Source organism: Fictibacillus arsenicus (genome assembly GCF_001642935.1).
GTDB lineage: Bacteria > Bacillota > Bacilli > Bacillales > Fictibacillaceae > Fictibacillus > Fictibacillus arsenicus_B.
On sequence record NZ_CP016761.1, the window covers coordinates 1,079,741 to 1,104,069 of the forward strand.

At 40.9% G+C, this 24,329-nt stretch carries 30 protein-coding genes; 17 read left to right on the top strand and 13 right to left on the bottom strand.

Annotation, left to right across the window (positions count from 1 at the left end; all coding sequences use genetic code 11):
* The first annotated feature begins 158 nt into the window (after positions 1-158).
* From ABE41_RS05700 to ABE41_RS05725, 6 genes are all read left to right on the top strand, one after another.
* The gene (locus tag ABE41_RS05700; RefSeq protein ID WP_066287372.1) at positions 159-659 is read left to right on the top strand and encodes a GNAT family N-acetyltransferase; all 501 of its coding nucleotides are present in this window, start codon (positions 159-161) and stop codon (positions 657-659) included.
* Positions 660-787: 128 nt separating this feature from the next.
* On the top strand, positions 788-1,147 hold the full coding sequence (locus tag ABE41_RS05705) for a rhodanese-like domain-containing protein (RefSeq protein WP_066287374.1): 360 nt from the start codon (positions 788-790) through the stop codon (positions 1,145-1,147).
* Positions 1,148-1,162: 15 nt separating this feature from the next.
* Complete coding sequence (locus ABE41_RS05710) at positions 1,163-1,459, top strand: rhodanese-like domain-containing protein (RefSeq protein ID WP_066287376.1); 297 nt, start codon at positions 1,163-1,165, stop codon at positions 1,457-1,459.
* Positions 1,460-1,557: 98 nt separating this feature from the next.
* On the top strand, positions 1,558-2,802 hold the full coding sequence (locus ABE41_RS05715; RefSeq protein WP_066287378.1) for an erythromycin esterase family protein: 1,245 nt from the start codon (positions 1,558-1,560) through the stop codon (positions 2,800-2,802).
* A gap of 100 nt (positions 2,803-2,902) precedes the next feature.
* A complete protein-coding gene (gene ypfJ, locus ABE41_RS05720; protein ID WP_066287382.1) occupies positions 2,903-3,742 on the top strand; it encodes a KPN_02809 family neutral zinc metallopeptidase in 840 nt (279 codons plus the stop codon).
* 434 nt (positions 3,743-4,176) lie between these two features.
* Positions 4,177-5,193, top strand: coding sequence for a Gfo/Idh/MocA family protein (locus ABE41_RS05725; RefSeq protein WP_066287384.1), 1,017 nt, complete (start codon positions 4,177-4,179; stop codon positions 5,191-5,193).
* Positions 5,194-5,234: 41 nt separating this feature from the next.
* On the opposite strand, the gene ABE41_RS05730 is transcribed toward ABE41_RS05725, so the two are convergent.
* Genes ABE41_RS05730 through ABE41_RS05745 form a run of 4 tightly spaced genes read right to left on the bottom strand, consistent with a single transcriptional unit; the run spans position 5,235 to position 9,380 of the window.
* The gene (locus ABE41_RS05730) at positions 5,235-6,323 is read right to left on the bottom strand and encodes a GerAB/ArcD/ProY family transporter (protein ID WP_066287385.1); all 1,089 of its coding nucleotides are present in this window, start codon (positions 6,321-6,323) and stop codon (positions 5,235-5,237) included.
* Positions 6,324-6,343: 20 nt separating this feature from the next.
* Positions 6,344-6,565 carry a hypothetical protein gene (locus tag ABE41_RS05735; protein ID WP_066287391.1) on the bottom strand — a complete coding sequence of 74 codons (222 nt, stop codon included), beginning with the start codon at positions 6,563-6,565 and terminating at the stop codon, positions 6,344-6,346.
* 4 nt (positions 6,566-6,569) lie between these two features.
* Positions 6,570-7,775, bottom strand: coding sequence for a Ger(x)C family spore germination protein (locus ABE41_RS05740; protein ID WP_083207677.1), 1,206 nt, complete (start codon positions 7,773-7,775; stop codon positions 6,570-6,572).
* A 15-nt stretch (positions 7,776-7,790) separates the two neighbouring features.
* On the bottom strand, positions 7,791-9,380 hold the full coding sequence (locus tag ABE41_RS05745) for a spore germination protein (protein ID WP_066287392.1): 1,590 nt from the start codon (positions 9,378-9,380) through the stop codon (positions 7,791-7,793).
* Between the two features lie 164 nt (positions 9,381-9,544).
* Here ABE41_RS05745 and ABE41_RS05750 point away from each other — a divergent pair, with 164 nt between their 5' ends.
* Together ABE41_RS05750 and ABE41_RS05755 are read left to right on the top strand one after the other, a co-directional pair.
* Entirely contained in the window at positions 9,545-10,030 is a 486-nt protein-coding gene (locus tag ABE41_RS05750) for a DinB family protein (RefSeq protein WP_066287394.1), read from the top strand.
* An 18-nt stretch (positions 10,031-10,048) separates the two neighbouring features.
* Complete coding sequence (locus tag ABE41_RS05755; protein WP_066287395.1) at positions 10,049-10,501, top strand: SRPBCC family protein; 453 nt, start codon at positions 10,049-10,051, stop codon at positions 10,499-10,501.
* 302 nt (positions 10,502-10,803) lie between these two features.
* Here ABE41_RS05755 and ABE41_RS05760 read toward each other — a convergent pair whose 3' ends face one another.
* Together ABE41_RS05760 and ABE41_RS05765 are read right to left on the bottom strand one after the other, a co-directional pair.
* Entirely contained in the window at positions 10,804-11,079 is a 276-nt protein-coding gene (locus tag ABE41_RS05760; RefSeq protein WP_066287397.1) for a hypothetical protein, read from the bottom strand.
* A gap of 1 nt (position 11,080) precedes the next feature.
* Entirely contained in the window at positions 11,081-11,917 is an 837-nt protein-coding gene (locus tag ABE41_RS05765) for a deoxyribonuclease IV (RefSeq protein WP_156774227.1), read from the bottom strand.
* Positions 11,918-12,060: 143 nt separating this feature from the next.
* Here ABE41_RS05765 and ABE41_RS05770 point away from each other — a divergent pair, with 143 nt between their 5' ends.
* Together ABE41_RS05770 and ABE41_RS05775 are read left to right on the top strand one after the other, a co-directional pair.
* Complete coding sequence (locus ABE41_RS05770) at positions 12,061-12,288, top strand: hypothetical protein (protein WP_066287403.1); 228 nt, start codon at positions 12,061-12,063, stop codon at positions 12,286-12,288.
* 131 nt (positions 12,289-12,419) lie between these two features.
* Positions 12,420-13,265, top strand: a complete 846-nt coding sequence (locus ABE41_RS05775; protein WP_066287405.1) for an MBL fold metallo-hydrolase — start codon at positions 12,420-12,422, stop codon at positions 13,263-13,265.
* Between the two features lie 43 nt (positions 13,266-13,308).
* On the opposite strand, the gene ABE41_RS05780 is transcribed toward ABE41_RS05775, so the two are convergent.
* Complete coding sequence (locus tag ABE41_RS05780) at positions 13,309-13,572, bottom strand: hypothetical protein (protein ID WP_066287410.1); 264 nt, start codon at positions 13,570-13,572, stop codon at positions 13,309-13,311.
* Positions 13,573-13,675: 103 nt separating this feature from the next.
* Between ABE41_RS05780 and ABE41_RS05785 the strand changes: the two genes are divergently transcribed.
* The 3 genes from ABE41_RS05785 (at position 13,676) to ABE41_RS05795 (ending at position 16,468) form a co-directional block, all read left to right on the top strand.
* On the top strand, positions 13,676-14,302 hold the full coding sequence (locus ABE41_RS05785; RefSeq protein WP_066287414.1) for a LysE family transporter: 627 nt from the start codon (positions 13,676-13,678) through the stop codon (positions 14,300-14,302).
* Between the two features lie 162 nt (positions 14,303-14,464).
* Positions 14,465-15,757 (top strand): amino acid permease, encoded by a 1,293-nt coding sequence (locus ABE41_RS05790; RefSeq protein ID WP_367642143.1) that lies wholly within the window; start codon positions 14,465-14,467, stop codon positions 15,755-15,757.
* 318 nt (positions 15,758-16,075) lie between these two features.
* Positions 16,076-16,468 (top strand): VOC family protein, encoded by a 393-nt coding sequence (locus ABE41_RS05795; RefSeq protein ID WP_066287420.1) that lies wholly within the window; start codon positions 16,076-16,078, stop codon positions 16,466-16,468.
* Between the two features lie 24 nt (positions 16,469-16,492).
* Here the strand turns inward: ABE41_RS05795 and ABE41_RS21510 are convergent, their stop codons facing one another.
* A complete protein-coding gene (locus ABE41_RS21510; RefSeq protein WP_367642144.1) occupies positions 16,493-16,864 on the bottom strand; it encodes a hypothetical protein in 372 nt (123 codons plus the stop codon).
* Positions 16,865-16,992: 128 nt separating this feature from the next.
* Here ABE41_RS21510 and ABE41_RS05805 point away from each other — a divergent pair, with 128 nt between their 5' ends.
* Positions 16,993-18,012: a S66 family peptidase gene (locus ABE41_RS05805; protein WP_066294664.1), complete on the top strand. Its 1,020-nt coding sequence runs from the start codon at positions 16,993-16,995 to the stop codon at positions 18,010-18,012.
* A 68-nt stretch (positions 18,013-18,080) separates the two neighbouring features.
* Here ABE41_RS05805 and ABE41_RS05810 read toward each other — a convergent pair whose 3' ends face one another.
* A complete protein-coding gene (locus tag ABE41_RS05810) occupies positions 18,081-18,872 on the bottom strand; it encodes a TIGR00266 family protein (RefSeq protein ID WP_066287422.1) in 792 nt (263 codons plus the stop codon).
* A 186-nt stretch (positions 18,873-19,058) separates the two neighbouring features.
* Between ABE41_RS05810 and ABE41_RS05815 the strand changes: the two genes are divergently transcribed.
* Entirely contained in the window at positions 19,059-19,877 is an 819-nt protein-coding gene (locus ABE41_RS05815; RefSeq protein ID WP_066287425.1) for an STAS domain-containing protein, read from the top strand.
* Positions 19,878-20,016: 139 nt separating this feature from the next.
* Here the strand turns inward: ABE41_RS05815 and ABE41_RS05820 are convergent, their stop codons facing one another.
* Both ABE41_RS05820 and ABE41_RS05825 read right to left on the bottom strand, forming a co-directional pair.
* Positions 20,017-20,700 carry an LrgB family protein gene (locus tag ABE41_RS05820; protein ID WP_066287427.1) on the bottom strand — a complete coding sequence of 228 codons (684 nt, stop codon included), beginning with the start codon at positions 20,698-20,700 and terminating at the stop codon, positions 20,017-20,019.
* The gene (locus ABE41_RS05825) at positions 20,697-21,059 is read right to left on the bottom strand and encodes a CidA/LrgA family protein (protein ID WP_066287429.1); all 363 of its coding nucleotides are present in this window, start codon (positions 21,057-21,059) and stop codon (positions 20,697-20,699) included. Before ABE41_RS05825 ends, ABE41_RS05820 begins: the two co-directional genes overlap by 4 nt.
* 201 nt (positions 21,060-21,260) lie before the next feature.
* Here ABE41_RS05825 and ABE41_RS05830 point away from each other — a divergent pair, with 201 nt between their 5' ends.
* Positions 21,261-21,599 (top strand): MerR family transcriptional regulator, encoded by a 339-nt coding sequence (locus ABE41_RS05830; RefSeq protein ID WP_066287430.1) that lies wholly within the window; start codon positions 21,261-21,263, stop codon positions 21,597-21,599.
* Positions 21,600-21,615: 16 nt separating this feature from the next.
* On the opposite strand, the gene ABE41_RS05835 is transcribed toward ABE41_RS05830, so the two are convergent.
* Together ABE41_RS05835 and ABE41_RS05840 are read right to left on the bottom strand one after the other, a co-directional pair.
* Positions 21,616-22,464: an SDR family oxidoreductase gene (locus ABE41_RS05835; protein ID WP_066287431.1), complete on the bottom strand. Its 849-nt coding sequence runs from the start codon at positions 22,462-22,464 to the stop codon at positions 21,616-21,618.
* 8 nt (positions 22,465-22,472) lie between these two features.
* Complete coding sequence (locus tag ABE41_RS05840; RefSeq protein ID WP_066287432.1) at positions 22,473-22,913, bottom strand: Lrp/AsnC family transcriptional regulator; 441 nt, start codon at positions 22,911-22,913, stop codon at positions 22,473-22,475.
* A gap of 138 nt (positions 22,914-23,051) precedes the next feature.
* On the opposite strand from ABE41_RS05840, the gene ABE41_RS05845 reads away from it, so the two are divergent.
* Entirely contained in the window at positions 23,052-24,101 is a 1,050-nt protein-coding gene (locus ABE41_RS05845; protein WP_066287434.1) for an oxidoreductase, read from the top strand.
* The last annotated feature ends 228 nt before the right edge of the window (positions 24,102-24,329 follow it).

Consider the following 24,329-nt stretch of genomic DNA (forward strand, 5'->3'; position numbering starts at 1 on the left):
AACACTCCCGGCTAGAACTTCAATTACAACCATATCGAATAAGAAGAAAAGGGACAAGACATGAGAACTTTCTCAAAAAAATGGTTGTCAGAAAACCTTACAAAAAGATTGTAAGGTTACCATAATAAAATTAGAATGTATAAAAAAGAAAAAGGGGCATGGGTGTGGAGATCATTAATGTCAGAAATATAGATGAGTATGTAGAAGAGCTTTCGGACCTTTTGATAAAGGTGGTCCATGATGGAGCTTCAATCGGATTTTTGCCGCCGCTTAAAAAAGACGATGCAGATGCTTATTGGAGAAGCTGTACAGCACCTGAAATAATTTTTTTAGCAGCGAAAATAGAAGGCAAGATTGCAGGGACGGTCCAGCTCCACTTATGCACAAAGCCAAACGGCACGCACAGAGCTGAAGTAGCAAAGCTGATGACGCATCCATCACATCGTCAAAAAGGAATTGCACGTCATTTAATGAATGAGATCGAAAAACGGGCGAAGCAGGAAGGAAGAACATTACTGGTTTTAGATACGAGAGAGGGAGATCCGTCAAACCTTCTCTATCAATCAATTGGTTACATAGAAGCGGGGCGTATTCCGAATTTTGCTCAGTCTGAAACAGGGACATTAGATACGACGATCCTTTATTATAAAAATATATAATTAAAGCGAAGAGAGGTTTCTCTTCGTTTTTTTAAGTTGACATTATACCCCATAGGGTATATGATGACGTTAAGAAATAAAGATTAAAATATAAATTCGATACAAATCATAGGAAGGCGGAAAACAGATTGGAATACCTTAATTATATTCTTTTTGGTCTTATTATTTTGTTTATCGCTCAACGTTTTATACCGGCTAAAGGTGTGAAAAATATCACTCCAAACGAGCTTAAAGCAGAACTTAAAGATAAGAAAAAACAATTTATTGATGTTCGTACACAAGGGGAGTTTAACGGGTACCATATTCCTGGATTTAAGAATATTCCGCTGCACCAATTAGCTCAAAAAACAGATAAGCTTTCAAAAGACAAGGAAGTAGTCGTGATTTGCCAAAGCGGTATGAGAAGCCAAAAGGCAAGCAAGATCCTAGTGAAGTCAGGTTTTAAACATGTAACAAACGTAAAAGGCGGAGTCAGTGCCTGGAGATAAAGAGGAGGGAAAATGATGAAGCAATTAACAGCTAAAGAAGTAGAAGCGAAGTTGAATGAAGGAAAAGCGTTAAATATCATTGATGTACGTGAAGTGGACGAGGTGAAGGCGCGTAGGATTCCTGGAATCACTCATATTCCTCTTGGATTGTTAGAATTTCGTATGCACGAATTAGATAAATCTAAAGAATATGTGATGGTATGCCGTTCTGGCGGCAGAAGCGGCCGCGCATGCCAGCTGCTGGATAGCCATGGTTTTAAAGTGATCAACATGGCTGGCGGTATGGACGCATATGAAGGAAAGACTGAATAGCTTAAACTTAAACAGAGTGCGATAAGCACTCTGTTTTTTCGTTTCTGTTTAAGAAGAAACTTAGCTGGTTATAGTACAGGTAGAAAGCGGGTGGAAAGATGGAAAAAACGTTGTCCGATTATCTAAAGAAACATATGGTCCGGTTAAATAACCACATAGATCTGGATGCCATTGTAAGTGAGATTGGCGACTCGCGGTATGTTCTATTGGGAGAAGCATCGCATGGAACGTCTGAATTTTACACAATACGTGCTGAACTTTCTAAAAAGCTAATCCAAGAAAAAGGTTTTTCGTTTATTGCTGTGGAAGGAGACTGGCCCTCATGTTATCGGATTAATCGTTACATAAAGGGCTACTACGCAAATCAGCCTCAGTTGGACTTTCTATTAAAACACAGTTTTACACGCTGGCCGTCTTGGATGTGGGCAAACAAAGAAATTCTCGATTTTACAACTTGGCTGAAAAAACATAATGATCAGCAGTCAGGGCAAAAAAAGGTCGGTTTTTTCGGTATTGATATGTATAGCCTTTTTGAATCAATGGAAGAGATTATACGATATCTGGAAAAGCATGACTCGGAAAGGGTTGAGTCTGCCAAAAAAGCTTTTTCTTGTTTTCAGCCGTTTCAAAAAGATGAACAAACTTACGCAATGTCGGCAGGATATCTTTCTGAAAGCTGTGAGGATGAAGTGATCAAGCTTCTTGTTGAAATTCAGACGAATCGGGATTTATACGATGAGGATCCTGAGGGCGGTCTTAGCTTGGAACTTAATGCACTGGTTGCTGCACACGCTGAACATTATTACCGATCTATGGTGAAAGGAGATACAGAAACATGGAACATGAGAGATCGACACATGGCAGAAGCGGTGGAACGGCTGATGGATTTTCACGGCAGTGACGCAAAGGTAATCATTTGGGAACACAACACACATATCGGTGATGCACGGGCTACTGATATGGCTGATGAGGGCATGGTGAACGTATGTCAATTAATTCGTGAAAACCATGCGCCAGAGGATGTATTTGCAGTAGGTTTTGGTACTCATAGAGGTACCGTGATCGCAGGAGATGAATGGGGGGAACCTTATAAAAAAATTATAGTACCGCCAGCACCACCAGACACTTGGGAAGGGGTTTTTTATGCTGCAGGTGCACATGACCAGATCATAATGCTGAAACAGCATCACGAAAAACTGCAAGAAGTAAGAGGACATAGAGCCATCGGAGTCGTGTACAACCCTCAATTTGAGCATCTTGGCAACTATGTTCCAACAAGTCTTTCAAATCGGTATGATGCCTTTGTTTTTATTAACCATTCAAATGCACTTCATCCTCTTTAATTATAAAAAGCTTAATAAAAAATAGACTCGTCTAATTTTATAAAACTTGGGGTATACAAACTATTAAAATTAAGTTTGATATGAATGAGGAGGATACAAGATGAAATGGCGAGGCAGACGCGGAAGTGCGAACGTTGAAGATCGGAGAGGGATGGGCGGTAAAGGACTAGCTGTTGGAGGCGGAGTCGGCGGTCTTATCATCGTCTTAATTATAACTTTATTAGGAGGAAATCACGGTGATCTTCTAGGTGGAATCACCGGAACAGAGGAGAATGTTCCTTATGAAGAAACTGAAAAAGAAAAAGAAGATGCTCAGTTCGTTTCTGTCGTTCTAGCGGACACGGAAGACGTCTGGACAGATGTCTTCCGTGAAGAAGGCATGACCTATAAAGAACCAAAGCTTGTCTTATATTCCGGCAGTGTCCAGTCGGCCTGCGGAGCAGCGGGTTCATCTGTCGGCCCTTTTTATTGCCCAGGTGACCAAAAGCTCTACATAGACCTTAGTTTTTATCAGGAACTTCAAAGTAAGTATGAAGCACCTGGTGATTTTGCAATGGCTTATGTTATTGCCCATGAAGTAGGACACCATGTTCAGACACTTTTAGGAAAATCCCAAGAGCTCCAGGATATGCGCTCAAAACTCAGTAAAGAAGCTTTTAACAGGTACCAGGTTAGGTTCGAACTTCAGGCAGATTACTACGCAGGTGTCTGGGCGAATCATGCTCAAGATATGAATGTACTTGAAGAAGGAGATCTGGAAGAAGCACTGACCGCGGCGAGTGCTGTAGGTGATGATACCCTTCAAAAGAAACATCAAGGCTACGTCGTTCAGGAAAGTTTTACACATGGTACATCCGAACAGCGGAAGCGATGGTTCCATAAAGGATTCAAAAATGGAACGATCGAGGGTGGAGATACGTTTAAAGCGAAGGAGCTTTAAGTGAAGGACGGATTATTGTTGGGAAAAGCTGACCGATTGGGGTCAGCTTTATTTTTTTAGACAAAATCGTTAAATAAAATAAGAGTCCTCATTAGCTGTTAACATCAGGCGAACAAATTATTGAAATGTCCTCGCTTAAAGGACATTTTGAAATGATTATTTCGGAATCGCACGTTATTTGAAATAATCACACGTTATTTTGAAAAATCCCACGTTAAAGCTATTAAATCCCACGTTAATTTAAAAAATCCCACGAAACCATTCTGCCAAAGGTACGGGGATCAATGCATCCCAAAAGTTTGAATGGATAATCGGAAAATTCTCCAAAGGCCCCCACTATTTAAACTAGTTTTGACTTAATATCAAAATAATAAAACTTCCCGACGGGTTTATGTATAATGAAATAAAATTCAACTTTTGAGGAGTGATGATCAATGAACGTAGCTCTACTCAGCAAATGGCATGTGCACGCGGTAGATTATGCACGTGAAGCGCACGAAAATGAATCGATCTCTATAAAAATGGTCTGGGATGAAAATCATGAACGTGGATCAGAATGGGCAAGTGAATTAAATGTTCCTTTTGAGCCGAACCTTGATGACGTCTTATCGAATCCTGAAATTGATGGAGTGATTGTAACAACAGCCACGAACCGTCATAAGGACATCATCATCGCTGCCGCCAACCATGGAAAACATATTTTCACGGAAAAGGTGCTTGCTTTCACGGTGGATGAGTGTGAAGAAATTTATAATGCGGTTGAAGAAAACAACGTTCAGCTGATGGTCAATCTCCCGAGGCTGACAGAGAGTTTTTATTTATATGCGCAAGAAGCTGTGGACAAAGGTTTGCTCGGAGACATTACATACATCAGATGCCGGGTAGCGCATAATGGTTCAGTTCCTTCAAAAGAAAATCCGAAGGGCTGGCTGCCGGAGCACTTTTATAATAAAGAGGAGTGCGGTGGCGGTGCGTTGATCGACCTTGGTGCTCATCCGATCTACTTAACAAATCGGTTAGGCGGAAAAGTAAAAGCATTGAGCGGGAGACTGAACCACTTTTATGATCTCGGGGTAGATGATAACGCGGTGGTGATGGTAGAGTATGAATCAGGTGCTATGGGGTTGATCGAAACTGGCTTTCTATCATACGGAAGTCCGCAACAGCTGGAACTTTATGGAACGGAAGGAACTCTCATGATCGAGGGGCACAATGTTCGAATCAAGAGTAAACATCTTGGTACCGAAGAGTGGATAACTCCAGAAAAGCTGCCGCAACCAATTCAGTCTGCGATGGAGCAATGGATAGAAGCCATTCAGAATAATAAAAAGCCTTCGATTACGAAAGAAGACGTACTAAACCTTACTGCAATAAATCAAGCTGCGGCGATCTCAAGTCAAGAAGGCCGCCGGGTGCTGCTATCTCAACTTGGAATAAGACAAGGAATCTAAATACACAACAAAAGAGCTTACAACAAAAGCTCTTTTTTCTTTTACACAGGTTTGCCTCTTATAAGTGAAACGAGCCAAATGAACACGGGCATGAGCATCCATAGCACCGCATAAAAATCATAGATCGGTGTGAACTCAATAAGGTAAGTTGAGCTTGGAAAAATAACAAGAGACACTACATACAATAAAAGTCCGATTGGCAAAGTTAAAAGTTTGTAATCCTGTACATTGAACACTGAAGCTAATCCTAAGCATAAAGCATAAGTCAGAACGACAAGTTTTACGAAAACGGTAATGAACCAGATAAGAGCCATAAAGGATTCAACACGCTGGAAAAACTCCCGGATGTTGATCGTCTTGGATAAATCATACGTTGGATAGATGCTTCGTGTTGTTTCAGTGACACCGATCACGAGAATAGAAAGTGTGGAGATCAAAATAAGTAAGCCGCCGCCAAGCGCAGTACCGAGCAGAAAGGCTTTTTTCGTCTTTTTCGGCTCATTCACATAAGGAATAATCATCAGAAAGACCACCAATTCCAGAAAAGGAAATACAATAAATGAGAGTGATGATCTTAGAACAGGCTGGATGCCGTTTTCCATTACAGGCAAAATATTAGTGAATTCGATTTGCGGGAGGAGTGTGATGAATAATACAACGAACAATATCACAATCCAGGGGAGAAACAGCTCAGTCGTTCTTGTAAATGTTTCTAGACCGAGCTTAACTCCATAAAGTACCACAACTAAAAAGATAATATGTATAGCTTCAATAGGGGTTTCTACCATCATAACAGTCAGCATGAAGTCGCCGATATCCCGCAGAACAAAAGTAGATAATATAAAAATATAGAAAGTGAAATAAGAAAATGCAACAGCCTTTCCAATCCATTTTCCGAAGCATTTTTCGAGAATTTCAACAAGATTCATAAACTGAAAGCGTTCAGCTATTTTCCAATAAAAAAATACCATTAATAAACCGGCACCGAGACCGATCAGACCAGCAATCCAAATATCTTGCATCGCTTTTGCAGCAAGAATGGAGGGGATGATTAAGATTGCAGTACCTACCGTATAAAGGGCTACTAATACCGTAAACTGCCGGACACTTATTTTGCCATTTTCAAGCATGATAACCACCCCATCCTTTCTTAAAAAATGCTAATGATCGGTTTTAATACCGCGGAGATCCAATAAAGAGGTGTAGGGAGAGTCCTACCTGAACCGTGGATAAGCAATAAAATAGAGCCGAACCCTAGAATCCCAAAGTACACCCATAGATCTTTTCTAGAATTTTTGTACTTTTTTAATTTAGGTTTATCGATAAGAAGGATAGCTCCGATGATCAGCAATGAAATGATTGTGTAAACCATGTTGTTACTCCTTCAACTCATTAATATAAGAGTTGCTTCTTTTTCCTAGCTTATGAATGTGAACATGCACTTTACTTTTTATAGGAATGTCAACAAATTCTTTATCCCAATCTTTTTTTACACGTTTCCAATACTTTGGTTCAGAACGGTGTACAACTTCTCCGAATCCTAGGAAGTCTAGTTTGTACTTTTGCTGAGCAGTTTTAATAGCAGATTTGATGTTGGAGTTGATATCTTTTTCAACTAACTTCTCAATTTTATTTATAGTTTCTTGCTTTGTTAGATCAATTGAACATCCAACCTCTGCAATATTTGCGTCTGTCTTAACAGAAACACTCATTTCAGGGTGGCTGTTCATAGAATTGGTTTTCAGTTTTGTATCTGAATCAATTAGCTCGACTGATAAATTTTCTTTTTTGTTCGTAAAACACGGTACGGTTACGATCGTACTTTTTATCTGATTCTGTATGTAATTGTAACCTTTACTTTCTTTTTCATTCAGCCAGCCTTTTAACTTATCCACCTTAAACACAGCTATATTCGTGTATTTTAAGCGGACTTTCGGGTTTACTCTCTGTAGGTTCTCCATCTTTTCACCCTCAAGAGGATCTCCAGTAAGCTGAATGCCTGTAACCACGGGCTGTTTTCCCGGACTTGTGAGGTCATGAAGCAAGTCTCCAAAAGTAAGAGCTAGGGTTGGAGCAAATACATCTGCTGAAGTTTTTAGCTTCGAATACATGTTTTGTGCTGCGATTTTTTCTACCGGAACTAGAACATTTAATACTTGATCCGCTCTATGATCTTTCGCTACCACTACATAAAAATCTGAGCGAAACTCAGGGTCGCGTGCAAGCAGGTCAAGTGAGTTTGCAAAACCTTCACGTGCAAGTTTTTCACCTATTACTAACATCTTCAAGTGAGGATAAAAAGTTTTTCTTGGAGCTGTTTTCGTAAGCCGTCTTATGGCATCAAAAATTGTTTTGCCTTTTTCCTGATAAGTTACTATTGGCGCTCTGGATGAATCGCCCGTTCTTGCAGAGATAGAAGATGGATTTACGAGCTGAACCGTCACAACATATTGGTTGTCCACTTTATCGATGCCCATCGCAACTGCAATTCCTATGTCTTCAATTTCCCTATTGTTCCAGCAGCCCGTCAGAATAAGCATGAGGGCACAAACCGGAATTATCCATTTTCTTCTAAGTTTCACCCTTCATGCTCCTTTCTACTTGTTTTTTGGTGGCACAGTTTCTCTAACGATATTGGTTTGATTAATTAATCGCGGACGTGTTACTAATTTCCACCTTGGCTTTCTCCACAATGTATCTTTCATGTCTGATGCGATATATGGGGCGAGCGGCTCCATATAAGGAATCCCAAAAGACCTAAGACTGCAAAGGTGGAGCGACAATGCAAATATTCCGGCTGCAATGCCATAAAGTCCGAAAGATCCAGCAAGGAACATAAATAAAAATCTTAAAATACGGACAGCAATTCCCATATTATAAGCAGGCAGAATAAAGTTAGAGATTGCGGTGATGGAAACGACGATAACCATGGCAGCTGATATGATTCCAGCTTCAACGGCAGCCTGTCCGATAACTAAAGCACCAACAATGGAAACGGTCTGACCGATTGCTTTTGGAAGCCGAAGTCCAGCTTCCCGCAAAATTTCAAGCGTGACTTCCATGATCAAAGCCTCAATTAAGGCAGGGAATGGAACGCCTTCCCTTTGCGCTGCGAGACTGATCAAGAGAGGTGTCGGAAGCATCTCCTGGTGAAAGTTAATGATAGCGATATAAACAGAAGGACCAAGCAATGAAATAAAATAAGCCGTAACACGAAGCAACCTTAACAGGGTAGAGATATCCCAGCGCTGGTAATAATCTTCTGCAGCTTGGAAGAAATGTGTAAACAAAGCGGGAACTAATAAAACAAATGGAGTCCCATCGATAAAGATTGCGATGCGTCCTTCTAAAAGAGCAGCAGCAACTACATCGGGTCTTTCCGTATTAAATACAGTAGGGAAAGGTGTATATACTTCGTCTTGAATAAATTCTTCAATATAGTTGCTTTCCAAAATACCATCAATGTCTATTTTATCAAGGCGTTCATGTACCTCTTTAATGATTTTGTCGTTAGCGATGCTATGAATGTACATGACGGAAATGCTTGTTTGAGTAATGTTACCGATCTCTTTTTTCTCAACCCACAGTCTCGGATCTTTTATTTTTCTTCTGACTAATGCCGTATTGGTCTGAATATTTTCCGTAAAAGCTTCTTTCGGACCACGGACTACATTTTCAGTTGCTGATTCCGAAACATCCCGATCTCTCCAGCCTTTCGCGTTAATCACGAGAGCATTTGGAATTGAATCCACCAGCAAAACAGCGTTTCCTGCGAGTATGGCTGATACGACTTTCTTATAAAGTTGAACTTCTTTTACCATGTTTGCAGGTGCAAAAAACTGTTTCATAAAATCAGAAGCTTCTAGTGTCTCTGTTAAAAACTCCGAGTGTTTAATCAAATGCTCAGATCGACCGATATTCTCGAAAAAGTGACTGATAATCATCTTGTCTACAAGACCATTTATATAGATCAAAACTGCTTTTTTATTCCCAAGCTCAAAATCTGAAAATGAGAGGTCGGAGCTGTTACCGAACGTTTGTTGAAGATACTGTATGTTCAGGTTCAGCTCGGTGGACAAAGCATCCTTAGGCGGAGCTTCATTTTTTGGATCTTCAAGTTGCGGCTGGGCATCAGCTTCATTCTTATCTTTTACCAGCTTCTTGAGCGCCCTTTTCTTAAATACCATCAGCAAAACTCCCGTACAGGTTTTTTGGTATTTTTACCAAGAGAGCGCCTGATTATTCTTAAGGGTACTCTCGAACACAGAAGGGAAAGAAGTCGAATTAAAGGAGTTCCAGTTAGTTTGAAGAAATGATACCTGATGATTATTTTTGTACAGGAGGTTTTTTCATGGATCAGAGGACGATTCTTTTGAGGCAGATGGCAGCCAATCATAATGAGCCGAACTGGTTTGTCCCGATAGAACGGGCACTGGATGAATTGACGCCGGAACAGGCCAATGAGAAAAACGGTATCAGTAACTCAATCTGGGAGATTGTAAATCACTTAATCTTTTGGAACGAGCGTTATTTGAGCAGATTTAAGGGAAATCCGACTTCAAAAAAGATTGAAAGCAACGATGTGACGTTTCATAGCGAAAACAATCAGGACTGGGAAAAAGCGAAAACACAGCTCTATCGGGTACTGACAGAGTGGGTAAGTGCTGTAAAAGATGCAGAAGATGACGTGTTTGAACGGTCGGCACATGAAGACAGGCACGATCCATGGTACTCGGTTCTTGCAAACATCAATATCCATAACGCTTACCACATCGGTCAAATTGTAGAGATTCGTAAAAACAATGGAAACTGGAATCCAAAGAATGGCGTTCATTAATAAAGGAGGAACATCATAATGGAATCAAAATTCGTTTATGTCACATATATCGGGGCTTCACCGGAAAAAGTATGGGAAGCATTAACGGAAGGGGACATTTCAGAGCAGTACTTTTTTGGTACTAGAATAGAATCAAAATGGGAAGAAGGATCAAGTGTTACTTACTCTCGTAATGGAGAGGTGACGGATGAGGGAAGCGTATTAAAATATGACCCGGCTCACGAACTTTCATTTACATGGACAAATAAAAGTGATGACACTCCCCGCGAAAGTCCTACGGTGGTAACGTTTAAGCTGCAGCATATGGAATCAACAGTTAAACTGACATTGATCCATGACAATCTCGTAAAGACAGACTTAGTCGAAAAAGAGGGGACGTTTGAAGGTTTTAATAATGGCTGGCCAGCGATATTGAGCAACTTAAAGACATTCCTCGAAACGGGGAAAACACTTCCAGCTTTGAGTTTGTGATGAAGTGGGAATTTAAATGAACAGCTCCGAACCGATTTTTAATTGATAATGTCATAATTTGTTGGCAAACGTCGACTCGTGTTTTTTTTAGATTTAACGTGGGATTATGGATGTCTTTCGTGGGATAAATAAAAATAACGTGGGATTCTTGAAATTAACACGGGAATCAATTTTTGTGAAAGTTAACTGTCCATCCCATCCATACAAAGTATAGAATATGTTTATTCGATAAAAACACAATTTGAAAATAAACGGCTATCTCTATTCTCAATAGAGTTCTGGCCGTTTTTTTATGAAAATGTTTATCGTTTTCTTTGTTTTTCTAAGAAGATAATAAATTTTTCACGAGCTAGAGGATTAATGATCAGTTTACGGACACGCCGTTTATTTTCTAAATAACGGCGCACATGAACATTAGTGAAAAATAGCTTTCGAAAGTTTGCGTCTTCATATAAGGTGTTAAACCATCGATGTTCGTTCAGTTCGTGAATATGCCGGTCGATTGTTTTGGTATCTAATCCAATGAACATACGAGGAGAGCTTAACCGTAAAAAGAAGTCCAATAAATCTCTAAACATTTTACAGATCCCACTTCTCATACAACTCTTTAATCTCTTCACGATGTGTAATCCCGTATTCGGACGGAGTCTCCAATATAAACGGAACAACCTTCATTATACGAGAAAGAACGAGTTTAGAAAACTGCTCCTCTGAGATATGACCGTTATGAAAAATATTGGCATGACGGTCTTTTCCTTCACTCGAAGCATACCTCGAATTATTTAAATGGACAGCCAATAAATGGTCAAAGTAACCTAACTCAGTACCTTTTTCCTCGAGTTCACCCCAGTTATCACCATTCCACAAACCGCTTGCAAATGCATGGCATGTATCTAAACAAAAGCCGATTTTCTCAGGATGCTCACACAGGTTTCGAACTTGGGCAAGCTCCTCTATCGTTGTACCCATTGAACCTGGCCGTCCCGCATTATTTTCTAATAAAATTTTACAGTGTCCGTCCCAATCCGTAAGAACAGCATTCAGCATATGTATCATTAGCTGATAACTTGCAAGAGGATCCTCACCAGGAATCGGGCTGCCGAAATGTACAACAACACCTGCAGACCCGCACGCTTCAGCGATCTCTAAATCATTCTGCAAAGACTGAATCGTAATCTCTTTTTTATCGTCAGAAGGAGTAAGGCTGGTCGGATAGGGAGTATGGGCCACCGAGATTAGATCATGATCCATACAAAATGCTTTACAGCTGGCTGCGTCCCCTCTATTAAAATCTTTCACAGACAGACTGCGCGGATTCTTTGGGAAGTATTGATATGCGCGGGCACCTAAAGAAAAAGCATGTTTTGCTGCTCCCATATAACCGTTCCTTATACTGACATGACAGCCGAATCGCACAATAACCCCTTCTTTCGTTCAGCAAATGATAAGAATAAAGTTTCCCTATTTGAAAGATGATATGCGAATTTCAGTCCAATGGTCTTAGTTTTAAAAAAATGGGGAAGGGAATATTGATACAAACCATAAAGGAGGTGGATAGCATGTCTGTTTATGATCAAATCAGCTCTTGCTGCAGCAGGATTGAGGAAGCAGACACAAAAGAAGACGTACTTCGCGAAGTAGATAAGCTGGATCAATACGCCTCTTATCTGAACGCTGACAAAGCAAAAAGACTTCATATTTATTGCGATAATATCCGAAAACTAAACGTAGATGTGAAAAGTGAAACCGTTAACCAATCCCAATCTATCCGGAAATTATTTTCATAGAATGCCAATAGAGACAAGGCTGCCATCGGGTGGTCTTGTTTTTGATGTGTCACATATTTTTTTTGCGACGTGGAACAATGAAACCAAACACTTAAAGTTAGATACTTAAGAGCCATAAGGGGTTGATTAATATGGAACATCAATCAGAGAATAAAGATATGAATCATGAATTTTTACCAATGACGAGTGTTGCGAATAACACTGGCGATCAGATTGCACCAGGAGTTTATGTACTAACAACCAAGATCGTGAACGTCTATTTCATCCAGAGTACAGAGGATCACCATACTTATTATTTAGTGGACGCAGGAATGCCGAAATCCGGAGATATGATTTGTGAATGGGCTGAGAAATGGTTTAATCATCCGCCAAAAGCAATCCTTTTGACTCACGGACACTTCGATCATGTGGGAGCGGTTAACGAGCTAGCTGAAAAGTGGGGTGTTCCCGTTTATGCACACCATGAAGAGATTCCATATTTGAATGGGCAAAAAGACTATCCAGAGCCAGATCCATCTGTAAATGGCGGATTGGTCACGAAACTTTCACCTATGTTTCCGAATCACGGTATCGATTTAGGGAATTATGTTCAATCTCTTCCAGAGGATGGAACCATTCCTGGACTTACCGGGTGGAGGTGGATTCACACACCGGGTCACACACCAGGACATGTCTCATTCTTTAGAGAAAGTGATAGGGTACTGGTTGCAGGGGACGCTTTTATAACAGTAGAACAGGAATCGCTCTATAAAGTCTTGACGCAAAAACAAGAAATGAACGGGCCGCCAAAATATTTCACGACGGACTGGCAGCTGGCGAAGAATTCAGTTCAAGCATTAGCTGCTCTTCAGCCATCTGTAGCTGCAACAGGGCACGGAGTTCCGATGAACGGACCAAAGCTTACAGAGGAACTAAATAAGCTTGCCGAAAACTTTGACGAGCTGGCAATACCTGCCCATGGAAAATATGTAGATTAGAAAAAGATAAATCCCTCGTGTACACGTCACGAGGGATTTTTTATCAATCATATCGTGTTTCTTGCAGAGCAGCTTGTGTTTCGTGAAGGTGGCGCAAATATTCCTTCGCATGCAGAAGCTGCTTTTTTTCTTCCTCAGTTGTTCCTTCTCCAGCAGAATGGAGAGATTGCTGAGCGGTTTCAAGCCAGACTTTAGCGGTCTGAAAACAATTCGGTGCTGCGTTTGCCTGAGCTTCGATCATGGCTTCATCGGCACGTTTTACATGGTCTAACACTTCTTTTACCTTGGGATCTAAGTTTTGTTCCATAGGATTGCTTCTCCTTTTAAAAGAATTTATGGTCTGAATGAATCTCCTGACGAATAAGATGAAGACATGCAGAGTTGTCCATCTTCTATCGTGGAGGTCGCCAATGTTTCTTATTTTAAAATATGTTTTATTAGGGATATCACTTGCGGCACCAATCGGTCCAGTCAACGCGGCTCAAATGGACCGCGGAATTAAATACGGTTTCTGGCAAGCGTGGATGGTCGGACTAGGAGCGTCAATAGCAGATGGTCTGTACATGCTTTTGGTATATATGGGACTCGTAAGTTATATCGATACAGCATTTATGAAGTCTTTTCTATGGCTTTTCGGCTGTTTTGTTCTTTTATACACCGGGATCGAGACATTTAAAAAAGCGACGAAAGAAATGAGCAGCGAAAAGAACTACACAGTACATGTTGGTAAAAGCTTTTTTGCAGGATTTCTCATGTCGTTAACAAATCCTCTTACCATCTTATTTTGGTTAGGAATTTATGGTTCTATACTTGCAGAAACAGCCGCAAAGTACAGCTTTGAGAGTTTAATGCTATACAGCGGAGCCATATTTGCAGGAATACTAGCGTGGGACTTTACGATGGCACTTGTTTCGAGCAGTTTCCGAAAGCTCTTGGCTGACCGGATATTAGGTGCCATATCTAAGCTGTCAGGATTATCATTGATTGGCTTTGGCGTTTACTTCGGGTATCAAGGAATTGCATTTTTGTTCTTTTAAAACAGCTCAAGGTGAGACTTGGGTTGTTTTTCTTTTTGAGTATGCATATTTGACCGGTTAAGTCTGAACAATAATACGTGAGCAGCAGGAGGGTATTATTGTGAAGAATTTAACTGTAATGGGCCAGTTCAGCCCAATATGGACAAATCAGAAGTCAAGAAAATGACATGGTGGCAGCTCTCTCTAATAGGGGGCGGCTGTACGATCGGAACGGGTTATTTTCTGGGTTCAACCATTGGAATCCAGCTGACAGGTCCTTCGATTGTTTTTTCATTTTTATTAGCCGCAATCGGTACATACATCGTATTTCAGCTCCTTGCTAAGATGACAGCAGCTGATCCTCAAAAAGGGTCCTTCTGTTATTACGCTTCACAAGCCTTTGGGAGGTGGGCAGGATTCAGCTGCGGGTGGAATTATTGGGTATCCAGTATATTGATCATGGGCAGTCAGCTCACAGCACTTTCGATTCTTTCACAGTTTTGGTTTCCTCATATTCCGTTATGGGTGTTTGCAGCAGGTTATGCCATTCTCGCCATTATCGTTGTGCTGGCAGGAACGGAGAAATTTGACCAAGTGGAAAACCTGCTTGCTGTTATAAAAGCGGCTGCAATTGTCATGTTCATTATTTTAGCAATAGCAGGGCTCATCGGGATAATCGATGGAAAGTCATATGATTTATCCATTCCAAATAACTTCGATGGTTATTTTGCAGGCGGGCTTAAAGGATTCTGGTCGTCCCTGATCTATGCGTTTTATGCTTTTGGCGGGATTGAAGTAATCGGAATGATGGCGATGCAGCTAAAAAAGACAGAAGATGCGACGAAAGCAGGAAGCATCATGCTTTTGATTTTAACGATTATTTATGTGCTTTCTATTGGGTTGGCTGTAACAACAGTAGAGATGGAAGTTTTCGATCATAAAGAAAGTCCTTTCGTAACCGCAATGAAACGATATCATCTATCGTTCTTTCCTCATGTCTTTAATGGAGCAATTATCATAGCCGGATTTTCAGCGATGGCTGCTGCATTGTTCGGAGTTACGAACCTTTTGCAGTCTCTAGCAGAAGATAGTGATGCTCCAAAGTTTTTTGCGAAAAAGATTAAATACAAAGAACTTCCGATGGCAGCAATGGGTTTGGGAGCCGCAGGATTATTAGCAAGCATCATCACAGCTCTGCTCCTTCCAGGGAGGATATACGAATATATCACTACAGCTGCAGGAATCCTTCTTTTATTCAACTGGCTTTTCATCATCTTTTCAGCTATGAAGATTCTTAAGCAAAAAGCTTGGGCAAGAGTAATCGCCGTAATTGCGGTTGTCTTTATATTTGCTGCTGTAACAGGAACGTGGTTTGAGCACACCATTCGACCTGGGCTGTATGTAAGTTTAGCAATTGCAGCATTAATTGGCGCAGTCGCAATCATGATCCAGAAAAAACATACAAAATTCCAATAAAACTGTCTTCTACGTACACGATGTGCTCTTAGGAAGGCGGTTTTTTTACTTTTTAAAGCTGATTTTTTGCTTTAAAAAGATGGCATGGGCGAAACGGGAGGTACATGGGGCGAATCTGCATATATTCAGGGTGAGACGAAAGGTATACCGGGTGTAAGCACGATGAGTTGGGGCGAAAACATTTAGTTATTAGGCGTACGTGTAATAAATATAAGATCACGTACCGTAAAAAACTCTTCTTAATAAATTGTAAAGGACTTCTTTCCTCGAAAATCGAATCTTTATAAAACGACGATTTTTTCAAAGGAGAAGATACATATGACAGCTGACAATCAAAAAATCACTACATTCCTCATGTTTACTGGGCAAGCAGAAGAGGCGATGAACTTTTACATATCTTTATTCGATGACTCTGAAATTACGAACGTCCTTCATCAAGAAAACGGAAAGGTGCTGCATGCGACATTTACGCTGAAGGGGCAGTCGTATATGTGTATCGACAGTCCGATCAACCATGATTTTACGTTCACTCCATCCATTTCGCTTTTTGTTAAGTGCGATTCCTTGGATGAGGTAAGCGGTCTTTTTGAAAAATTATCACATGGTGGCTCCGTTCTCATGGAGCTAGGAGAGATTCCGGGCTATGAAAAATTCGGCTGGGTACAGGATCAATACGGTGTTTCATGGCAGTTGAGTCTTCTTCAAAAATAAAAAGCAGGGAATTGCGCCTGCTTTTTATCCAAAACAAACAAAATTTCTAATTTGGGAATACCCATAACGCACTCGTTGGCGGCGTCCGCCTACCCAAACATATCCTGTAACACTGTTTCTGCGGATCTCTGTTGGGAAAAACCAAAAGTCTCTTCCAAATTGACCTTGTCTTCGAAGACCTAACAAACCCCAGCTTCCAAGACAGGCACATATTCTTTGCCGGATCATTGGCGGCTGGTAGCTCGATGTGAAAAATGGCTGCGGGATTTGCCCTTGAGCAAATTGCTGAGGCGGAGGTCCAAAAGGTCCCTCATCTTCATCTCCATTCGGACGATCAACATACATAGGTTCCTCATGCGAATCATGGTTCTGATGGTAAAAAGGATGGTTATACATGAACAATTCACCTCCTTGTCTGATGACTCTATGATATGGATATGTTGTACACTTCGAATGAGTAGCTTGTACGTCAGCCTAAATTTAAAAAGCAGTGTTAACGAATGAAAATGAAAAGAGAGATGAACATGATCAAATATCCAATTTTAAAAAATAATGCAATGATCGGTGTAACAGCACCATCTTCAGGAGTGCCCTCATTTTTGCATGACATGTTCAAGCAGGCATGTGATCGAATGGAGAAGAGGGGCTATCAGGTAACAGTGGGTGATACTGTCTGGACTCAAAAGAAAGCAAAGTCTGCACCTGCGAAAGTAAGAGCAGATGAGTTTAACCAGATGATGGCAGACGAATCCATAGACTTAATCATTCCTCCATGGGGCGGTGAACTCCTAATCGAGATGATTGAACATGTAGATTTTACTTCCATTAAAAAGAAGTGGATTCTCGGGTATTCCGATACAAGCGCATTGATGCTTGCAACTACACTGAAAAAAGGAATTGCGACAGCGAACGGAATAAACTTTGTTGATGTTAGAGGGGAATGCATGGATGAAACGACAGCAATGTGGGAGAAGGTGCTGTCAACGAAAGAAGGAGATTCCGTTCTTCAGCATTCATCCTCTAAATATCAAAAGGCGTGGGACCATGCGAACCCAACCCCATGTATCTTTCATCTGACAGAAGAAACGAGCTGGAAGACAGTCTCAGGGGCAAAAGAAAAGGTAGAAGGCCGCTTGCTCGGCGGATGTATTGATATCATCAGGCATTTGATAGGGACCCCATTTGGTGATGTGAAGACTTTCCGTAAGCAGTTTATAAATGATGAACCGATCCTCTGGTACTTTGAAAACTGCGAGATGAATACAACAGATTTGAGAAGAACATTGGTGCAAATGAAGCTGGCAGGCTGGTTTGAAGGCTGTTCAGGAATTCTGTTCGGCAGAAGTGATGCAAACGATACTGTGGAAGATTATACAGCAGAAGATGATTATCAGGATTTGGCAAAAGACCTTGGAGTGCCTGTCATTTATGATATAGATTGCGGTCATCAGCCGCCTCAAAATACATTCATAAATGGTGCCTATGCAGAAGTAGAAGCAGATGGTGAGGGTAAGGGCACTGTTTTGCAGCATTTTAGAACATAAAATAATTAATGGACAACAAAAAGCTGGCTCGTCATTCGAGCCAGCATTCTCCACTTATAATCTACCAATCAATCACCATTCAGCATGCCGAACACGCCTTTAGCTAAGCTGCCTTCGTCACTGGAGCCGCCTCGGTGTGGTGCAGCTGCGAATACTCGGCTCGCCAATCGGCTGAAAGGAAGGGACTGGATCCAGACTGTTCCTGGTCCTCTTAATGTTGCAAAGAATAAACCTTCACCGCCAAATAATGCCGTTTTCACGCCTTTCACCATCTCGATGTTGTAATTGACACCGCTTGTCATCGCAACTAAGCAGCCGGTATCGACGCGGAGAACTTCGCCGGGTGCCAGTTCTTTTTTATGAATCGTTCCGCCAGCATGAACGAAAGCCATGCCGTCACCTTCAAGCTTCTGCATAATGAAGCCTTCTCCACCAAAGAACCCAGCGCCGATCTTACGCTGAAACTCGATTCCTACAGAAACACCTTTAGCCGCAGCCAAGAATGCATCTTTTTGACAGATCACTTTTCCGCCAAACTCACTCAGATCCATCGGGATGATTTTACCAGGATAAGGAGAAGCGAAAGAGACGTGCTTCTTCCCATTGGCGTCATTTGTGAAAGTTGTCATGAACAGACTCTCACCCGTTAGTACACGTTTACCGGCACTGAAAAGCTTGCCCATCAAACCGCTTCCTCCGCCTGAAGAACCGTCGCCAAAGATCGTTTCCATCCCGATTCCGTCTTCCATCATCATCAGTGCACCAGCTTCTGCGATCACTGTTTCATTTGGATCGAGCTCCACTTCAACAAACTGCATGTCATCTCCGTAAATTTTATAATCAATTTCGTGATTGTTCATGTTCATTTCCTCCAATTAAGTTCATTTTCGTTAACCTAAGTAAATTACGTTTCAGGGAGAAAATTGGTTTCAAAATACTTACTTAACCGTGGAAATATTTTCAACTTCCAAATTCTTTTTCTTTATTTTAAGGAAATGGTACAATAGAAGGTAGAAATTTCAAAACAATTAATAGGAGTGAACACTATGGCTTTAACCTTGGAAAAGGATTATATCGATTATTTTACAAATAACAGAGAAGAGTTCCAAGAGTCATTATTAAGTGAAGCCCAAAATGTTCGGGGGAAAATTGAAGAAATCCTTCTGATTGGTAATATCGATCTATTATCCAATGCTCATAAACTTGTGATGTACACGATCCAGGGGAAAGACGATGAATTAGAATCATTTGCAAAAATTGAAGGTGTTTCATGGGCATCGCACAGCCTTACGCTAGCATTCAAACTTGAGTGGGTACAAGCTATCCGCAGAACTATCTGGAAGTACTTGCAAGAATTCGATAAATTAAATCAGATTGATTTAGACAGTGACAGATTTTTTAATATTGAAAGACAAATTAACGACCGCATTGACAAGTTTTTAAACGAATTATTCTTGAGTTATTCTGAGTACAAAGATAAGCTGATTGAATCACAGAGAGCGCTCGTTGAAAATCTCTCTGTTCCAATTATTCCGATCACTGCAACAGTTTGTGTCCTTCCTCTAATTGGAAGTATTGATACATATAGAACGGACACGATTGAAGAGAAGGTTCTAATGGAAATCAGCAGACTTCGCATCGGAACGCTAGTCATTGATCTATCCGGTATCGCTCAAATGGAGACTGAAGTGATCGAACATATGATGAAGGTCATCGAAGGGGCGAACATGATGGGCTGTGAGTGTGTAATCACCGGCCTGCGTCCAGAAATCGTACGCAAAGTGACGAGCATCGGGTTAAATTTCGAAAGTAAAGCACAAACGAAAGCCACGCTTCAGCAAGCATTGGAAGATTACTTGAAATAACAACTTTATGATAAAAAAATCAGAGGATGACTCAAAAGTAAAAAACTTTTGAAGTCACCCTTTTTTTATTAAAAAATAATAAATGAGGACTGGCAAAAATAAGTTAACTTACTTTGGGGACAGTCCTTTTTCTGCATTTCTATGAAAACAACATATAGAACGGTATTAAGGATGAAACAATGATGGCGGTAGTGGTCATGGCAATTGCACTCATAGCACCTTCTTCTTCTCCCCATTGCAAGCACTTGCTTGCTCCAAGCGCCTGTGCTGAAGCACCCATTGCGAGCCCTTTTGCTGCTTTGCTTTTTATGTTTAGCCATTCTAACACTTTAGGACCACAGATAAAAGAAAACAGAGCTGATGTTAAAACGAATAAAACAGTTAGTGCAGGCACTCCGCCAAGGGATCCAGATGCTGAAAGCGCGACAGGCAATGTGGCTGCTTTAGGAAGCAATGACGCCATGATGTCCTTTTTGATACCGAACAAAGTGGCAAGAGATATAGTTGAACCAACACCTGCCGCACCTCCAATAAAAATACCTGTACCAATTTTTTTGAAATTCTTTTTGATGAGCGGCCATTGTTTATACAGCGGAATTGCCAAAGAAACAATCGCTGTTTGCATGAGTATGGAAAACAAACCGCTGCCGTTTTCGTAAGCTTTATAATCTAAGTGAAGGAAAGGAAGAAATGTGAACAGAAACACAGTTACAGTATAGAGCGGGTTTAGCCAAACATTCCGATTTGCTGCTTGAAATATCTTTAAGCCAATAAGATAAGCAAACACGGTAATTCCTGTACTGATTAACATATTTTCAATCATTGTTTTAGTCTCCTTTTCAATTTTTCGTAAAGCTCCACAGAATATCCTGTGATGACGATGATACATAAGCTGCTCCCGGCTATGACGACGCCAAGCTTCCAGATTTTCATATGAATATGGTGAAAGTACACTAAAGCTCCAATAACAGGCGGGATAAAAAGCAATGTCATATGCTGCAGGTGAACATTAGCGGCTTTTTCCACCCATTCAATCTGAATGATGCCGGTAAGAAGTGATAAAAACAGTAAGAGCATTCCTACAATACTTCCGGAAAGGGGCAGTCGGAAGATAGATACAATGGCATTTCCAAAGGCTAGAGAAGAGAAGATCAGGGTAAACTGCCAAAATATCTTGTGCATCTGAACCACCTCGCATTCATTTCCTATAGTGTAAAGAACAGAAATACTTCCATCTACAAACTTGGCAGAAAATATACCAAGGTTTTTTAATTTTCAGAAAATACATGTCAGATAACCTCACAGTTTTCTTGATTAACAGTTGGATTGAGATAAAGTGGAACAAAAGGGGACCTCTTTTTATTTGAAAAGGGAGTGGCTGGAATGTCTTCTGAAAGCACACCCTATAAAGATAAAAAGGTCATTTCAATAGGAATTGTGAGGGAGCTTACGGGATTATCTTTAAGACAGATCCGGTATTATGGAGAGCGAAAGTTAATATTCCCTGATCGCAATGAGAAAGGAACGCGAAGATATTCGTTTTCTGACATTGAAAAGCTCATTGAAATTGCGAATAAAAGGGAAGAGGGGGTACAGACAAATGAAATTAGACGGGAGATGAACAAGGAAACAAAACCGGTTGAAAAGAGAATGCTCAAAGAGATGCTGCGGGGTCAGTTTAATGCACACTTCAGGAATAATTCGAATAACAAACCATTTTAAAAAGGCAGTCAGAAGACTACCTTTTTTTAAAATCAAACAGCTTTTTTAAGATTACACTCTCAAGAAGTTTCCAAGGGATAATTGACTTCATAAAAAGACTTATTTTAATATCTTTACCGATTGGGTACCGCAGTTTCGGTGTCTTTTTTTGTGAAGCAATCTTTGCTACTAGATTTGCCACATCCAGCGGATTTCCGTGACCCGCTTTGCCAGACTCAATTTCATCAAGCAGTCTTTCCATATAAAAATGATAGGGGGAATCCCTGCTCACAGTCGTATTATCGACCGATGACCAGATGTTTGTCTGATAGGAACTAGGTTCAACAAGGATGACATCGATGCCAAACGGTTTTAATTCCAATCGGAGGCTCTCGCTCAGACCTTCAAGTGCGTGCTTAGATGCCGTGTAAGGGGACAACCCCGGGAATCCAAACTTTCCTGAGATGCTGCTCATGTTGATGATCCTGCCTGTCCGATTTTTCCTCATTATCGGAAGCACAGTTTGTGTCACGGCGATCACGCCAAAGACGTTCGTCTCAAATTGCAGCCGGTATTCATCCACCGAAAGTTCTTCACAAAAACCGCCAAGTGCAAACCCTGCGTTGTTCACGAGCACATCAATACTAGGAAACTTTGAAAGGTACGCTGCAAAAGAACGAACCGATTCCTCTGATGTCACATCAAGAGTTTGCAGCTGAATGAAGTCAGACACCTCTTGTTCATCCGCCAAACGCAATAGATTCTCCGCTTTATCCAAACCTCTCACCGTACTGATCACTTCAAAACCGGCCTTCGCGAGTTCCACTGCACACAGCATGCCGAATCCGCTGGAAGTACCAGTCACTATGGCTATTTTTCTTTTCATTGAATCTCCTATTCTTCTTCCACTATGGGAATTGTATTTTTTAAGGGAATGGGTGAGGAAAGCACAATGAGTGTAGTGGAATCCCCGTGTTTTCCGCTTGCGTTAATAAGATCTTCTAGTGATTGCATAGACTCTGTAACTATTTTTAACAAGTAATTATATTGACCGCTAATTCTGTGAAGTTCCACTACATCAGGAGATTGTTCACAAAAATGAATGAACTTTTCACAATTCTTTGTGTGAAACAACAGGAAAGCGGTAGTGGATTTGTTTATTTTTTCCGCATTAACTACCGCTCTATAATGATCAATCATTCCTTTTTCCTCTAACCTTTTGACTCGTTCCGTCACTGCAGGCTGTGATAAAGCGACCTTTTTTCCGAGTTCTGTCATTGATATGCGTGCTTGCTCCTGAAGAATAAGCAAGATTTGTTTATCAACTGTATCCATTTGAAAGCCTCCTAAAATTTAAATGCTGCTTTCTTTATCTATCTTTATTTTATAAGAAAATTTGTAAAAACTCATTTATAACCCTCTGTAAAGAAAGATAAATCATTCTTAAAATGGATAGTGAGAGGAGGAATACGGATGTATAAGAAACTACTAGAACCAGTAGAAGTAGGTACATGGAGGCTCAGAAACCGGATTGTTATGGCTCCAATGACAAGGTGTTTTGCCGATGATCAAACAGGAACCGTTGGGGATGACGTGGTTGAATACTACAGAAGACGAGCGGCAGATGGGATTGGCCTGATCATTACAGAAGGGATTATTATCAGTCAGCGGGGAAAAGGAACATTTAATTTGCCAGGCCTGTACACAGAGGGACAGGTCAAAGGCTGGGAAAAGGTCACAGATGCCGTGCATGAAGAAGGAGGCACCATAATCGCTCAATTGTGGCATGTTGGAAGACTGACTCATCATCAAGTAACTGGGGGATTTCCGCCACAAGCTCCATCTCCAATACGTGCAAAAGGTAAGGTTCATCGATTTGGAGAGCCCTTTGATATACCTGAAGAAATGACGGTTGATGATATTAAGGAAGTGATTCGGCAATATGCCAAAGCTGCCCGTAATGCGATACTGGCAGGGTTCGATGGTGTTGAAATTCATGGTGCTCATGGTTATCTGATCGATCAGTTTAACTCCGATGTTACCAATCAGCGAACTGATCGTTATGGCGGTAATCAGAGACAGCGATTAACGTTCATGAAAGAAGTTACTCAAGCAGTTATGCAGGAAGCGGGAGGCAATCGAACGGTGCTCCGTTTTTCGGAAATAAAGGATGATCTCCCTGATTTTAGATGGGATAATCCCGAGGAAACGCTAAAATTGTACGTTGAAGCATTTAAGGAAACGGGAGTAGAGATGCTCCATCCCTCAACCAATCATTTTGCCGGTTTCATCAGTAAAGATCATAAACTTCATGAGCTTGTCCGTAAGTACTGGTCCGGAATCAGTATCGGAGTCGGTGACCTTAACCCGAATACCGCCAACCAGGCAATAGAGAACGGTATAATTGATTTAGCGGCGTTTGGACGGCCACTTCTAGCGAATCCAGACTTTGTTCAAAGATTAATAACGAACGCTAAATTAGAAATCTATGATAAGACCAAGCATTTATCGCAGCTCGTTTAATTTTCATGGCTCATTTGTATAGATCTGCAGGTCTCTTGTTTCGATAGCTGCTTAATAGCTTAACAAATGAAACATAAGCACCCACTGCTGCAATGCCATAAACGATACCCATAACGATGCGGGTCCAAAGACTGTGAGGGTGAGCAATAAATATTGAAATGACAAGACCGATGATATTAGCGATTGCAGGAATTAAAGCAGAAATCGAAGGAAGAAAAATTTTAAGAA

What these genes read in the sequence shown, in the direction of transcription:
- ABE41_RS05700 (WP_066287372.1), top strand. Translation starts at nt 159, where the DNA reads ATGGGTGTGGAGATCATTAATGTCAGAAATATAGATGAGTATGTAGAA.
- ABE41_RS05710 (WP_066287376.1), top strand. Translation starts at nt 1,163, where the DNA reads ATGAAGCAATTAACAGCTAAAGAAGTAGAAGCGAAGTTGAATGAAGGA.
- ABE41_RS05715 (WP_066287378.1), top strand. Translation starts at nt 1,558, where the DNA reads ATGGAAAAAACGTTGTCCGATTATCTAAAGAAACATATGGTCCGGTTA.
- ypfJ (WP_066287382.1), top strand. Translation starts at nt 2,903, where the DNA reads ATGAAATGGCGAGGCAGACGCGGAAGTGCGAACGTTGAAGATCGGAGA.
- ABE41_RS05725 (WP_066287384.1), top strand. Translation starts at nt 4,177, where the DNA reads ATGAACGTAGCTCTACTCAGCAAATGGCATGTGCACGCGGTAGATTAT.
- ABE41_RS05730 (WP_066287385.1), bottom strand. Translation starts at nt 6,323, where the DNA reads ATGCTTGAAAATGGCAAAATAAGTGTCCGGCAGTTTACGGTATTAGTA.
- ABE41_RS05735 (WP_066287391.1), bottom strand. Translation starts at nt 6,565, where the DNA reads ATGGTTTACACAATCATTTCATTGCTGATCATCGGAGCTATCCTTCTT.
- ABE41_RS05745 (WP_066287392.1), bottom strand. Translation starts at nt 9,380, where the DNA reads ATGGTATTTAAGAAAAGGGCGCTCAAGAAGCTGGTAAAAGATAAGAAT.
- ABE41_RS05750 (WP_066287394.1), top strand. Translation starts at nt 9,545, where the DNA reads ATGGATCAGAGGACGATTCTTTTGAGGCAGATGGCAGCCAATCATAAT.
- ABE41_RS05755 (WP_066287395.1), top strand. Translation starts at nt 10,049, where the DNA reads ATGGAATCAAAATTCGTTTATGTCACATATATCGGGGCTTCACCGGAA.
- ABE41_RS05760 (WP_066287397.1), bottom strand. Translation starts at nt 11,079, where the DNA reads ATGTTTAGAGATTTATTGGACTTCTTTTTACGGTTAAGCTCTCCTCGT.
- ABE41_RS05770 (WP_066287403.1), top strand. Translation starts at nt 12,061, where the DNA reads ATGTCTGTTTATGATCAAATCAGCTCTTGCTGCAGCAGGATTGAGGAA.
- ABE41_RS05775 (WP_066287405.1), top strand. Translation starts at nt 12,420, where the DNA reads ATGGAACATCAATCAGAGAATAAAGATATGAATCATGAATTTTTACCA.
- ABE41_RS05780 (WP_066287410.1), bottom strand. Translation starts at nt 13,572, where the DNA reads ATGGAACAAAACTTAGATCCCAAGGTAAAAGAAGTGTTAGACCATGTA.
- ABE41_RS05785 (WP_066287414.1), top strand. Translation starts at nt 13,676, where the DNA reads ATGTTTCTTATTTTAAAATATGTTTTATTAGGGATATCACTTGCGGCA.
- ABE41_RS05790 (WP_367642143.1), top strand. Translation starts at nt 14,465, where the DNA reads ATGACATGGTGGCAGCTCTCTCTAATAGGGGGCGGCTGTACGATCGGA.
- ABE41_RS05795 (WP_066287420.1), top strand. Translation starts at nt 16,076, where the DNA reads ATGACAGCTGACAATCAAAAAATCACTACATTCCTCATGTTTACTGGG.
- ABE41_RS21510 (WP_367642144.1), bottom strand. Translation starts at nt 16,864, where the DNA reads ATGTATAACCATCCTTTTTACCATCAGAACCATGATTCGCATGAGGAA.
- ABE41_RS05805 (WP_066294664.1), top strand. Translation starts at nt 16,993, where the DNA reads ATGATCAAATATCCAATTTTAAAAAATAATGCAATGATCGGTGTAACA.
- ABE41_RS05810 (WP_066287422.1), bottom strand. Translation starts at nt 18,872, where the DNA reads ATGAACAATCACGAAATTGATTATAAAATTTACGGAGATGACATGCAG.
- ABE41_RS05815 (WP_066287425.1), top strand. Translation starts at nt 19,059, where the DNA reads ATGGCTTTAACCTTGGAAAAGGATTATATCGATTATTTTACAAATAAC.
- ABE41_RS05820 (WP_066287427.1), bottom strand. Translation starts at nt 20,700, where the DNA reads ATGATTGAAAATATGTTAATCAGTACAGGAATTACCGTGTTTGCTTAT.
- ABE41_RS05825 (WP_066287429.1), bottom strand. Translation starts at nt 21,059, where the DNA reads ATGCACAAGATATTTTGGCAGTTTACCCTGATCTTCTCTTCTCTAGCC.
- ABE41_RS05830 (WP_066287430.1), top strand. Translation starts at nt 21,261, where the DNA reads ATGTCTTCTGAAAGCACACCCTATAAAGATAAAAAGGTCATTTCAATA.
- ABE41_RS05835 (WP_066287431.1), bottom strand. Translation starts at nt 22,464, where the DNA reads ATGAAAAGAAAAATAGCCATAGTGACTGGTACTTCCAGCGGATTCGGC.
- ABE41_RS05840 (WP_066287432.1), bottom strand. Translation starts at nt 22,913, where the DNA reads ATGGATACAGTTGATAAACAAATCTTGCTTATTCTTCAGGAGCAAGCA.
- ABE41_RS05845 (WP_066287434.1), top strand. Translation starts at nt 23,052, where the DNA reads ATGTATAAGAAACTACTAGAACCAGTAGAAGTAGGTACATGGAGGCTC.